The 11,127-nt window shown below is 72.9% G+C and carries 11 protein-coding genes; 6 read left to right on the top strand and 5 right to left on the bottom strand.

Annotation, left to right across the window (positions count from 1 at the left end; all coding sequences use genetic code 11):
• Window positions 1-246: 246 nt before the first annotated feature.
• The 3 genes from ACF09J_RS33505 to ACF09J_RS33495 all read left to right on the top strand — a co-directional run bounded on the left by ACF09J_RS33505 (window position 247) and on the right by ACF09J_RS33495 (window position 2,047).
• Complete coding sequence (locus ACF09J_RS33505; RefSeq protein WP_392309240.1) at window positions 247-777, top strand: helix-turn-helix domain-containing protein; 531 nt, start codon at window positions 247-249, stop codon at window positions 775-777.
• A 104-nt stretch (window positions 778-881) separates the two neighbouring features.
• Window positions 882-1,559, top strand: coding sequence for a hypothetical protein (locus tag ACF09J_RS33500; RefSeq protein ID WP_392309239.1), 678 nt, complete (start codon window positions 882-884; stop codon window positions 1,557-1,559).
• Window positions 1,560-1,702: 143 nt separating this feature from the next.
• Complete coding sequence (locus ACF09J_RS33495; RefSeq protein WP_390829755.1) at window positions 1,703-2,047, top strand: DUF2516 family protein; 345 nt, start codon at window positions 1,703-1,705, stop codon at window positions 2,045-2,047.
• A 33-nt stretch (window positions 2,048-2,080) separates the two neighbouring features.
• On the opposite strand, the gene ACF09J_RS33490 is transcribed toward ACF09J_RS33495, so the two are convergent.
• The 3 genes from ACF09J_RS33490 to ACF09J_RS33480 all read right to left on the bottom strand — a co-directional run bounded on the left by ACF09J_RS33490 (window position 2,081) and on the right by ACF09J_RS33480 (window position 5,825).
• On the bottom strand, window positions 2,081-3,409 hold the full coding sequence (locus ACF09J_RS33490; RefSeq protein WP_392309238.1) for a PP2C family protein-serine/threonine phosphatase: 1,329 nt from the start codon (window positions 3,407-3,409) through the stop codon (window positions 2,081-2,083).
• Window positions 3,410-3,737: 328 nt separating this feature from the next.
• Window positions 3,738-4,844: an NlpC/P60 family protein gene (locus ACF09J_RS33485; protein ID WP_392309237.1), complete on the bottom strand. Its 1,107-nt coding sequence runs from the start codon at window positions 4,842-4,844 to the stop codon at window positions 3,738-3,740.
• A 195-nt stretch (window positions 4,845-5,039) separates the two neighbouring features.
• Window positions 5,040-5,825 carry a class I SAM-dependent methyltransferase gene (locus ACF09J_RS33480; RefSeq protein WP_392309236.1) on the bottom strand — a complete coding sequence of 262 codons (786 nt, stop codon included), beginning with the start codon at window positions 5,823-5,825 and terminating at the stop codon, window positions 5,040-5,042.
• Window positions 5,826-6,631: 806 nt separating this feature from the next.
• On the opposite strand from ACF09J_RS33480, the gene mshA reads away from it, so the two are divergent.
• Together mshA and ACF09J_RS33470 are read left to right on the top strand one after the other, a co-directional pair.
• Window positions 6,632-7,969: a D-inositol-3-phosphate glycosyltransferase gene (gene mshA, locus ACF09J_RS33475; protein ID WP_392309235.1), complete on the top strand. Its 1,338-nt coding sequence runs from the start codon at window positions 6,632-6,634 to the stop codon at window positions 7,967-7,969.
• Window positions 7,962-8,489 (top strand): YbjN domain-containing protein, encoded by a 528-nt coding sequence (locus tag ACF09J_RS33470; RefSeq protein WP_392309234.1) that lies wholly within the window; start codon window positions 7,962-7,964, stop codon window positions 8,487-8,489. The genes mshA and ACF09J_RS33470 overlap by 8 nt, the downstream gene beginning before the upstream one ends.
• 3 nt (window positions 8,490-8,492) lie before the next feature.
• On the opposite strand, the gene ACF09J_RS33465 is transcribed toward ACF09J_RS33470, so the two are convergent.
• Window positions 8,493-9,323 (bottom strand): helix-turn-helix domain-containing protein, encoded by an 831-nt coding sequence (locus tag ACF09J_RS33465; RefSeq protein WP_392309233.1) that lies wholly within the window; start codon window positions 9,321-9,323, stop codon window positions 8,493-8,495.
• A 49-nt stretch (window positions 9,324-9,372) separates the two neighbouring features.
• Here ACF09J_RS33465 and ACF09J_RS33460 point away from each other — a divergent pair, with 49 nt between their 5' ends.
• Window positions 9,373-9,801, top strand: a complete 429-nt coding sequence (locus ACF09J_RS33460) for a DUF2000 family protein (RefSeq protein WP_392309232.1) — start codon at window positions 9,373-9,375, stop codon at window positions 9,799-9,801.
• Window positions 9,802-9,828: 27 nt separating this feature from the next.
• On the opposite strand, the gene ACF09J_RS33455 is transcribed toward ACF09J_RS33460, so the two are convergent.
• Entirely contained in the window at window positions 9,829-11,097 is a 1,269-nt protein-coding gene (locus ACF09J_RS33455) for an MDR family MFS transporter (protein WP_392309231.1), read from the bottom strand.
• Window positions 11,098-11,127 lie beyond the last annotated feature (30 nt).

Raw genomic sequence — 11,127 nt, 5'->3', positions numbered from 1 at the left:
GTCGAAAGGAACGGGACGTCCAGCCGGCCCCGACGAAGTGCCCGGCCACGGCCGAAGTGCGGCGTCCCCGCAGGACGCCGCACAGGTTGTTGGCGGCCTCCTGCCACCTGGGGGCCGGCTCCAGGCCCTCGTCCGAGATGTCCATGGCCGGATTATGGATCTCCGGTGGCCTCCCGTCACCGGCACAGCGCACTCTTGCAAGCGGGTTGCTTGCAATTGTTAGCGGTGGTGGTGCAAGGTGGAGGCATGGCATCGCTCAACGTCGGCAATCTCGGTGAGTATCTGCGCGAGCAGCGGCGCAACGCGCAGTTGTCGTTGCGGCAGCTCGCCGATGCCGCCGGGGTGTCCAATCCGTATCTGAGCCAGATCGAGCGCGGGCTGCGCAAGCCGAGCGCGGAGGTGCTCCAGCAGGTCGCCAAGGCGCTGCGGATCTCCGCGGAGACGCTGTACGTGCGGGCCGGGATCCTCGACGCCGAGCGGGACCGGGACGACGTGGAGACGCGCGCCGTCATCCTCTCCGACCCGTCGCTGAACGAGCGGCAGAAGCAGGTGCTGCTCCAGATCTACGAGTCCTTCCGCAAGGAGAACGGGTTCGGGACCGCCGAGACGGACGGCACCGGCGACACCGTTGGCACCACCGGCCACGGCACCCGCGCGGCGGACGACGGCGCCGGCGCCGACCAGGGCTCCATACCCGTCCGGCCCGCCCCCGACGGGCAGAGCGGTACCCGCACGTCCGGCGGCAGTGACGCCGATCCGCGGGAGGCGGCGGGCTGATCCCAGCGATCCCACGGGCACGGCCCGCAGGGGCCGGGCGCCAGGCCCGGCCACCGCGGAAACCCAGAACCCTCAGCCACAAGCGATCCGGGAGGACCATCTCCATGGCCATCACCGACGACCTGCGCAAGACCCTCAGCGACCCCACGCCGCTCTACTTCGCCGCGGGCACCGCGGATCTGGCCCTCCAGCAGGCCAAGAAGGTGCCCGCCCTGGTGGAGCAACTGCGCGCCGACGCCCCGGCCCGTATCGACGCGGTGCGCAACACCGACCCGAAGGCCGTCCAGGCGCGGGCCACCGCCCGCGCCAAGGAGGCCGGTCTCCGGGTCAGGGAGACGCAGGAGAACCTCCAGACCAGGGTCAACGGCTTCCTGAACTACCTGGACACCGACCTGAAGAGGCTCAGCACCAACCTCGACGCCGACCTGAAGAGGCTCGGCGAGAGCGCCCAGGACCTCGCCCTGCGCGGGGTCGGCGTCGCCGCCGAGTACGCCGTCAAGGCCCGCGAGACCTATGAGAAGGTCGCCGAGCACGGCGAGCAGACCGTGCGGACCTGGCGCGGCCAGGCCGCCGACGGCATCGAGGACATCGCCGAGGAGGTCGAGGAGCTCGCCGTCGCGGTCGAGCCCGGGCCCGAGCCGAAGGCGGAGCCGGTCGTGGTCAAGGAGGAGGGGCCGGCCGAGGCCACGCCCATCACGGCCAAGAAGAACCAGGCGAAGAAGGGCCCGGGCGTGCGCAAGGCCCCGCCCACGGCGAAGAAGACCACCCCGCCCGCCCCGTAGGCGGCGCCGGGAGGCGGCGACACGCCGGAACGCCTCACCCGTATGGGCGACAGGCACCCGGGCCGGGCACCCTTGGGGTGTCCGGCCCGTTCTACGGGTACGGTGGCGGCGTAGGAATCGGGAGAGAACGGGCGGTGGGCAACATGCTGATGCTGGGCTTCCAGGGGCTCCTGGGGATTTTGAAGATCGTCCTGATGGCCCTGGCAGCGTTCGGGCTGTTCGACGCCGCGTTCCGGCGCGAGGACGCCTTCCGCGCGGCCGACAAACAGAACAAGGTGTTCTGGCTGATCATCCTGGGCATCGCGCTCGCCGTGAGCTACCTGTTCTCGATCTTCTCGTTCCTGCCGATCATCGGCGTCATCGCGAGCATCGTCTACATCGTCGACGTCCGGCCCGCGCTCAAGCAGGTCTCCGGCGGGAACGGCTGGGGGCGCCGCCGCGGCAGCAGCAGCGACGGCCCGTACGGCCCCTACAACGGCGGCCGGTGACCCCCGGGGTCGACGACGCCCCGCGCCGGTCGGCTACGGCTCCCGGTCCAGCAGGACCACGGCCACGTCGTCGGTGAGCTCGCCGCCGTTGAGCCCGCGCACCTCATTCACCGTCGCCCGCAGCAGCCCCTCCCCGCGCAGCCCCTGGTCGAGCTGGCGGCGGACCACGTCGACCATGCCGTCCTGGCCCAGCCGCTCACCGTCGTCCCCGACCCGGCCCTCGATCAGGCCGTCGGTGTAGAGCATCAGGCTCCACTCGGCGCCGAGCTGCACCTGCATCCGCGGCCAGCGGGCGCCGGGCAGCAGGCCCAGGGCGGGGCCGTTGTTCTCGTACGGCAGCAGCCGGGCGGGCCGGCCGGGAGTGATCACCAGCGGTGACGGGTGGCCGGCCAGGCACAGACCCGCGTGGCGCCCGTCGGGCGCTATGTCGACCGCGCACAGGGTCGCGAAGATCTCGTCGTCGGAGCGCTCGTGCTCCAGCACCTGCTGGAGCGTGCCCAGCAGCTCGTCCCCGCACAGCCCCGCCAGGGTCAGCGCCCGCCAGGCGATACGCAGCTCCACGCCGAGCGCCGCTTCGTCGGGTCCGTGCCCGGAGACGTCGCCGATCATGGCGTGCACGGTGCCGTCGGGGGTGCGGACGGCGTCGTAGAAGTCGCCGCCGAGCAGCGCGCGCGAGCGGCCGGGGCGGTAGCGGGCGGCGAAGCGCAGCGTGGACCCGTCCAGCAGGGGGGTCGGCAGCAGGCCACGCTCCAGGCGGCGGTTCTCCTGCGCGCGCAGCCGGCCCTCGGCGAGCCTGCGCTCGGCCGAGTCGGAGCGCTTGCGCTCCACCGCGTAGCGGATGGCACGGCTCAGCAGCCGCCCGTCCAGCTCGTCGCGGAACAGGTAGTCCTGGGCGCCGACCCGCACGGCCTGGGCGGCGCGCTCGGCGTCACCGGAGGAGGTGAGCGCGAGGACGGCGTGCCGGGGCGCGAGTTCGAGCACGTGCCTGAGCACGGCGAGCTCGTCGTCGTCGCCCGCGGACCGGCCGGGCGCGGGCAGCGCGAGGTCCAGCAGGATGCAGTGGACGTCGTCGGTGAGCAGCCGCCCGGCCTCGGTGAGGTTGCGGGCCCTGCGCACGCGGATCGGTTTGCCGGACGAGTCGAGCAGTTCGGGCACCATCGGCGAGCCGACCGGGTCGTCCTCGATCAGCAGCAGCGTGAGCTGGGTCGTGTTGGCCGGGGTGGCGGCGCGGTTGTCGTTCTCGACCGTTGCTTCCTTACGCGGGGCCTTCGCTGCGGAGGTGCCGTCGCCGTGGGACGCGGTCTGTGCCTGGTCGCACTCCGCGGCCGGGACTGTCCTCTGCCGCGGTACGGGCACGGGCATTGTCCTGGGTTCCTTCCCTCCCCCCGAGGGCATGGCGGGTACCGAGGGACCTCGGGCCGCCGACGGGGACATTAGCGGTAGTGGGCGCCGCGGGGGAATGGTGTGAGGCGCGTCGCTCCGGCTTTCGCCGTTGTCATATGCCGCGATCCCTACCGGAGTTGGACACGGCGGCGCCGGGGCCGGAATGACGAAGGTCACGTCACCCGTGGGTTTGGCGGCGACCTGGGGTGCGATCGGTCACGTGGCCGGGGTCACCGGGGGAGGGCGAGGGGGCTGGTCCGTGGGGGATCGGCCCGTGTCCCGCCGTGGGGGTTCAGTCCGTGGGGGTTCATTCCGTGGCGGGTCGTACGACTCCCAGGATCGGCATCGAGCCCGCTCCGGCGAGGGTCACCGTTCGCCCGGGCCGCGGGGCGTGGACGATCGTGCCGTCGCCGACGTACATCCCGACATGGCTGGCGTCGTCGAAGTAGATGATCAGGTCGCCGGGCTTCATGTCCTTGATGTTCACGCGCTGGAGCTGCCGCCACTGCTGCTGCGAGGTGCGCGGGACGGGGTGGCCGGCCGCCGCCCAGGCCTGGGAGGTGAGGCCGGAGCAGTCGTACGTCCGCGGACCCACGGCGCCCCATTCGTACGGTTTGCCGAGCTGTGCCGTGGCGAACTCGACCGCCTTCCTGCTCGCCGGGGAGGCCTTGCCCTTGAGCTCGTCGAGGATCCCGGTGCTCAGCCAGGCCGACTGGGCCTGGTCGGCGGCCTGCCGCTCCAGTTCGGCGAGGCGCTCGCGCTGCCGCTTCTCCAGCTTGGCCTCGAGCTCTTTGGCCTCCTTGATCCGCTGTTTGATCCGCTTCTTCGCGGCGGCCTTGGCCTTGCGGCCCGCCTCCAGTTCCCGCAGGCGCTCGGCGGCGTCGTCCGCGTACAGCTTCAAGTCCTGCTGGGCGCGGGTCGTTTCCTCGATCAGGCTCTTGGTCGCACGCTGGCTCTGGAGCAACTGGCCGGCCCCGTCGAAGAAGTCCTGCGGGTCGTTGCCGAGCATCAGCTGGACCTGGGGCGGCAGACCGCCCGTGCGGTACTGGGCGCTGGCCGCGGCGCCGGCACGGTCCTTCAGCCCGTCGAGTTTCCCCTGCTCGTCGGCGATCTTCCGGTTCAGGTCCGTGATCTCGGCGGACTGCTTCTTCGCCTTCTCGTCGGCCAGGTTGTAGGCATCGGTGGCGACGGCCGCGTCGTGGTAGAGCTTGTCCAGCTTGGTGCGGACGGCCTCGAGATCCTGGTCGGGCGCGAGCGTGACGGAGGGGGAGGGCGGGGGCGGGGAAGCGGATGCGGCAGGCGACGTCGGGTCCGGCAACGCGCGTGCGAAGGCGGTGCCGGGTGCTCCCAGGAGCGTCACCGCGCAGACCACGGTCACGGCCGCCGCGAGCACACTGTGCCTGCCCCGTCCCATACTCCGCCCCCCCCAGCTGGTTAACCGTCAGTAACATATGGACGCTCGGGTGATCGTGCCACGACTCGGCGCAAAGCGACAGAGGTGTGGCGATCTCCCGGCGATCTCCCCGTCTGTGTGACGAACGACCCGCAAAGATCGTTCCCCGCAGGTCACGGCGGATGTGCGAACTGCCGCGCGCCCGACAGCGGTCAGTCAGTCGCGCGGCGCCAACGCCCGCCAGCCGACCGTCACTTCGCCCTGCCGCCATCGCGTCGGACCGTCCGTCACCGGCCAGTCGGCCGCCAGGTCGCGCACCGTGCGGATCCAGCGCTGCCGGGCGCCGTATGAGGCGTACGGCGCCGCGCTCGCCCAGGCGCGGTCGAAGTCGCGCAGGAAGGCGTGCACCGGCTCGCCCCTGACGTTGCGGTGGATGAGCGCCTTCGGGAGGCGTTCGGCCAGGTCGGACGGGCGGTCAAGAGAGCCGAGCCGGGTGGCGAAGGTCACCGTGCGGGGGCCCTCCGGGCCGAGCGCGACCCATACGTGCCGGCGGCCGATCTCGTCGCAGGTGCCCTCGACCAGCAGCCCTCCGCGCGAGTGCCCGTCCGCCGGGGCGAGCCGCGCGCGCAGCCGCTCCCAGACGGCGGCGACCTCTCCCTCGTCGTACTGCCGCAGCACGTTCGCCGCGCGGATGAGGTGCGGGCGCCGCGGGACGGGAACCTCGAAGCCGCCGTGCCGGAAGACGAGTCCGTCGCGCTCGTACGGTTTCGCGGCCGCGACCCGGGCCGGTTCGATCTCGACGCCGACCACGCGCGCGCGTGGAGCGGCGGTGCGCAGCCGGTGCAGCAGCTCGACCGCCGTCCAGGGGGCGGCGCCGTAGCCGAGGTCGACGGCCACCGGCTCGGCGGCGCGGCGCAGCTCGGCGCCGTGCACGGCCGCGATCCAGCGGTCCATGCGGCGGAGCCGGTTGGGGTTGGTCGTCCCGCGCGTCACCGTTCCCACGACGGGGGTCCCCCCGCTCGAGCGAAGCCGAGACTGGGGGAGGGTCGCTGCGCGGGATGTCATGCATACGAGGGTATGGCCCCCCTCGAACCGCACGGCACGGACGTACCACCCTCCCGCACGAGCCCCGCCGCCTTGCTCGGTTCGGGCGCGGGGGGTAGCGCCGTGCGAGGTACGGCCTGCGCACCCCGCCGGCCCGCCGACCTGCCGGGCGACCTGGGCGCCGCCGGTCGCCGTGATTCTCTGGCGGGCGCGGCACGTTGCGCGGCGGGTGCGCGTCCGGCGGCAGGCGCGTCGCGCGGGCCGGGTTCGAAGGCACGGGCTTGGCGGCGTGCGGGGCACGGCCCCGTCCTGCGGCCGGGCCCGCCACGACGTGTGCGGGTGCGTCGGGAAGGCGGGACGGGCCGCCGGGCGGTGGCGTGGGCCTGTCTCACGGCGTGCCCTGCCACGACCGCCGCGCGGCACGGCCCGCGCGGCGGTCGTGGCAGGTTGCGCACGCGTGCGTAACGCCCTGGTCCCGCGGTACCCGCAGCGTTGGCCGCGCCTGTGGGCGGACGCGGCTGCACAGGAAGCCGTCGGAAGCCCGGCCGCCGGAGGTGATGTCCCGATCGTGCGGCTCCCGCGGCGCGTCCGGCACTGCTCGCGTCCTGGCGGCCATGGCCCCCACGTCGAACGGTTGAGCGATGGTCGGTAATGATTGGGCAAAGGAGCCCGGGGCGGAAATGGAGTCGGGGCCTCTGGCGTTGGGTCTTGGAGGGCGCTCGGCGCCCTCCGTCCGGCATGTCCGCAACGAGGAGGAGCGCCACGTGAGCCAGTACGTCAGCAGGCTCGGGCGCCGTTCCCCGACGGCACCCGCGCGACTGCGACTGCACCGCCGGCCCCGGCGCGTCGCCATGCTCTCCGTGCACACCTCACCGCTCCACCAGCCCGGCACGGGCGACGCCGGCGGCATGAACGTCTACATCGTCGAGCTCGCCCAGCGGCTGGCCGCCCAGGGCGTCGAGGTCGAGGTCTTCACCCGGGCCACCGCGGGGGATCTGCCGCCCGCCGTCGAACTCTCCCCGGGCGTCCTCGTCCGGCACGTCGACGCCGGCCCCTACGAGGGCCTGGCCAAGGAGGAACTGCCCGCCCAGCTCTGCGCCTTCACGCACGGCGTCATGCAGGCCTGGGCCGGTCACCGCCCCGGCCACTACGACCTCGTCCACTCCCACTACTGGCTCTCCGGCCACGTCGGCTGGCTCGCCGCCCAGCGCTGGGGCGTCCCCCTCGTGCACGCCATGCACACCATGGCCAAGGTCAAGAACGCCAGCCTGGCCGAGGGCGACACCCCGGAGCCCGCCGCCCGCGTCATCGGCGAGACCCAGATCGTCAACGCCGCCGACCGGCTGATCGCCAACACCGACGAGGAGGCCGGCGAACTCGTACGGCACTACAGCGCCGACCCCGCCAAGGTCGCCGTCGTGCACCCCGGCGTGAACCTCACCCGTTTCCGCCCCGGCGACGGCCGCGCCGCCGCCCGCGCCCGCCTCGGCCTGCCGCAGGACGCCCTGATCCCGCTGTTCGCCGGCCGTATACAGCCGCTCAAGGCTCCCGACGTGCTGCTGAGGGCCGTGGGCGTCCTCCTCGACCGGCGGCCCGAGCTGCGCTCCCGCATCGTCGTACCCGTCGTCGGCGGCCCGAGCGGCAGCGGCCTCGCCAAGCCGGAGGGCCTGCAGAAGCTGGCCGCCCGGCTCGGCATCGCCGACGTCGTACGGTTCTGCCCGCCGGTCGGGCAGGACCGGCTCGCCGACTGGTTCCGGGCCGCGTCCGTCCTGGTCATGCCCTCCTACAGCGAATCCTTCGGCCTGGTCGCGATAGAGGCGCAGGCGACCGGCACCCCGGTCGTCGCTGCCTCGGTCGGCGGCCTGCCGGTGGCCGTACGGGACGGCGAGACGGGATTCCTGGTCCAGGGCCACGACCCGGCCGACTACGCGCACGTGCTGAGCCGGTTCGCCGACGCCCCGCACCTTGCCGACCGGATGGGCGAGGCCGCCGCCCGGCACGCGCGGTTCTTCGGCTGGGACGCGTCGGCGGCGGCCACGGCCGACGTGTACACGGCCGCGTTGCAGGCCCACCGGCGTCGCGTACGCTCGCCCCATGGGTAGCGCCACGGGTGCCACGGGTGAGGCGGAGCAGCAGCGCGCGACGCGGGTCGTCGAGGACGTCCTCAAGAGCGCCGAACTGGAGTGGGAGAGCCCGCGGTCCGGCACCTACGTCGTGAAACTTCCCGGCACCCGCAAGCTGTCGACCACCCTGTCGATGATCGTCGGCCGGCACTCGCTGTCCCTGAACGCCTTCGTCGTCCGGCACCCCGACGAGAACGAGTCCGCCGTCCACCGCTGGCTGCTGGAGCGCAACCTCAAGCTGTACGGCGTGAGTTACGCCGTCGACCAGCTCGGCGACGTCTACCTCACCGGCCGGCTGCCACTGGCCGCGGTGACCGCCGACGAGGTCGACCGGCTGCTCGGGCAGGTCCTGGAGGCGGCCGACGGCAGCTTCAACACCCTGCTGGAGCTCGGCTTCGCCTCGGCGATCCGCCGCGAGTACGCCTGGCGCGTCTCGCGTGGCGAATCGACCCGCAACCTGGAGGCGTTCGCGCACCTGACCCGGCGCCCGGCCGACTGACCCTCACCCCGCCTCAGATGAGGTGCCGAGCCTGCCCCGTGAGATCCCGCGGCCGTAGCGCCCCGGAGTCACCCCCATGAGCCTCCTGAAGTGCCGGGTCAGATGGGCCTGGTCGTAGAAGCCGGTCTCGGCGGCCACCTCGGCCGGTCTCCGCCCCGCCAGCAGCAGCCGGCGGGCGCGGTCCACCCGGCGTGACATCAGGTACTGGTGCGGAGCGATGCCGTACGCGCCGCTGAACGCCCGTACCAGATGGGCGGGATGGGCCTGCACGAGGGACGAGGCCTCGTCGAGCGTGACGCCCCGCGGCAGCCGCTCGTCGAGCAGTTCGCGCACCCGGCGGGCGAGGGCGGGGTCGCGGCGCGGGGCCCCGACGGCGAGCCGTGGCCGCAGATGGGCGCGCAGCCGCTCGCCGATGAGCGTCAGCCGGCTCTCCGCCTCCAGCTCGTCACCGGGCAGCGTGAGCGCGGTGTGCACCTGCCCGACCCGCCGCCGCAGCACCGGATCGCGCAGGTCAGGACCGTCCACGGCCGCCCCGATGAGCTCGTCGCCCAGGTGGGTGGTGTCCAGGTACAGCACCCGCTTGCGGAAGCCGCGCGGGCCGACGGGCGAGCCGTTGTGCGGGACGTGCGGCGGCAGCAGGGACACGGTGTCGTGCGGGGTGCCGTGCTCGTGCCGGTCCAGGTCGTACCGTACGGCGCCGTCGTCCACGATCAGCAGCGTCCACGCCTCGTGGACGTGCATCGGGTAGGCGTACTCGGTGAAGTGCGCGTGGAACACCTCCACGACGCCCGGGACACGCGGGCGCCAGGCGGAGACGTTCCGCTGCGGGGCCATGCAAAGAACGTACAAGACGGCGCGGTACGGCGTTCGGGAGCCTCGTTCCATGAACGACGAGCAGCCCATCCGCTTCGACACCAAGATCGCCGTCCTGCTGCGCGAGGACCTGGAGCCCTGGCAGCGCCTGAACGTCACCGCGTTCCTGGTCAGCGGCCTCGGCACGACGGTCCCCGAGGTGATCGGGGAGCCGTACGAGGACGCCGGCGAGGTGCCGTACCTGCCGATGTTCCGCCAGCCGGTGCTGGTCTTCCAGGGCACCAAGGAGACGCTGACCGCGGCGCACGGGCGGGCCCTGTCCCGGTCCCTGCCGCGCGCCGTCTTCACCTCCGACCTGTTCACCACGGGCAACGACCGCGAGAACCGGGCCGCGGTCAGGGCCGTGCCGACCGCCGAGCTGGACCTGGTGGGGCTCGCGGTGTACGGGCCGCGCAACGCGGTGGACAAGGTGCTGAAGGGAGCGCAGATGCACCCGTAGCGGCGCCGGCGCCTGGTCCACGTGGGCTTACACGGTGCCTGTGCCGACCTCGGTACGGGGCTCGGCGCGGGTTTCCACGACGGCCGGCGCGGACTTCGGCAGGCGGCGCATCAGGGCCCAGTAGGCGAGGGCGGCGGCCGTGCCGACGGCCGCGCACATGCCCCACAGCCACTCGGCGCCGAACCGGTCGATGACGGCGCCGGACATCAGGGGCGCGACCAGGGCGGCCACCGACCAGGACAGGGTGTAGACGCCCTGGTAGCGCCCGCGCCCGTGCACCGGGGAGAGCCGGACGACAAGACCGGTCTGGGTGGGCGCGTTGATCATCTCGCCGAGCGTCCACACGCACACCGTGAGCGCGAACACGCCGACCGATCCGGCGAACGCCGTGAGCCCGAAGCCGTACCCGGCGAGGAGCGAGGAGATGATCAGCAGCCGCCCGGGATCCCGGTGCTCGATGAAACGGGTGACCGGGATCTGCAGGGCGACGATCATGAACCCGTTGACGGCGAGGGCGGTGCCGTAGTCGGCGGGCGTGAACCCGGCCCGGCCCATGGCGATCGGCAGCCCGACCGACCCCTGCTGGAAGACGACGGCGATCAGGAAGGACGCCCCGACGACGCCCATGAAGCGTCCGTCCCTCAGGACGGTCCACAGCCGGACGGCGTCGCCGCCCTCCTGGCTCACCTGCGCGTCCGGGCCCGGCCGGGACTCGGGCAGCTTCAGGAAGACGACGATCGCGCAGGCCATCGTCATCGCGGCCTCGATCAGGAAGCCGGCGAGGTAGCTGTACTCGGCGATGAAACCGGCCGCCATGGAGGAGACGGCGAAGCCGAGGTTGATCGCCCAGTAGTTGAGGGAGAAGGCGCGGACCCGGTCCTCGGGCCGCACGATGTCGGCCATCATCGCCTGCACGGCGGGCCGGGAGGCGTTGCTGGCCATGCCGACCAGGAAGGCGACGGCGGCGATGGCGACGGGATCCCGGACGAACCCGAGCGCCGCGACGGACACGGCGGTGGCGGACTGGGCGACCAGCAGGGTCGGCCGCCGTCCCAACCGGTCGGCCATCACGCCCCCGGCGAGCGAGGAGACGACCCCGCCGAGCCCGTGCAGCGCGGCGACCAGACCGGCGTACGAGGCGGAGTAGCCGCGGTCGAGGGTCAGGTACAGCGCCATGAACGTCGCGACGAAGGCACCGAGCCGGTTGACGAGGGTGCTGGTCCACAGCCACCAGAACTCACGGGGGAGTCCCGAGACGGTCTCGCGGGCGGCGCGTCTGAGACTGGCGACGGACATGGACGACCCCCCGGGGATGTACGCGGATGT

Source organism: Streptomyces sp. NPDC014889, assembly GCF_043081205.1.
In the GTDB taxonomy this organism is placed as follows: Bacteria; Actinomycetota; Actinomycetes; order Streptomycetales; family Streptomycetaceae; genus Streptomyces.
The sequence above is the reverse complement of the archived record's forward strand: the minus strand, read 5'-3'. Positions and strand labels throughout refer to the sequence as shown.

Bases quoted from the DNA above. Each gene is read 5' to 3' on its own strand.
- ACF09J_RS33455 (WP_392309231.1), bottom strand. From the start codon at position 11,097: ATGTCCGTCGCCAGTCTCAGACGCGCCGCCCGCGAGACCGTCTCGGGA.
- ACF09J_RS33505 (WP_392309240.1), top strand. From the start codon at position 247: ATGGCATCGCTCAACGTCGGCAATCTCGGTGAGTATCTGCGCGAGCAG.
- ACF09J_RS33460 (WP_392309232.1), top strand. From the start codon at position 9,373: ATGAACGACGAGCAGCCCATCCGCTTCGACACCAAGATCGCCGTCCTG.
- ACF09J_RS33500 (WP_392309239.1), top strand. From the start codon at position 882: ATGGCCATCACCGACGACCTGCGCAAGACCCTCAGCGACCCCACGCCG.
- ACF09J_RS33485 (WP_392309237.1), bottom strand. From the start codon at position 4,844: ATGGGACGGGGCAGGCACAGTGTGCTCGCGGCGGCCGTGACCGTGGTC.
- ACF09J_RS33495 (WP_390829755.1), top strand. From the start codon at position 1,703: ATGCTGATGCTGGGCTTCCAGGGGCTCCTGGGGATTTTGAAGATCGTC.
- ACF09J_RS33470 (WP_392309234.1), top strand. From the start codon at position 7,962: ATGGGTAGCGCCACGGGTGCCACGGGTGAGGCGGAGCAGCAGCGCGCG.
- ACF09J_RS33490 (WP_392309238.1), bottom strand. From the start codon at position 3,409: ATGCCCGTGCCCGTACCGCGGCAGAGGACAGTCCCGGCCGCGGAGTGC.
- ACF09J_RS33465 (WP_392309233.1), bottom strand. From the start codon at position 9,323: ATGGCCCCGCAGCGGAACGTCTCCGCCTGGCGCCCGCGTGTCCCGGGC.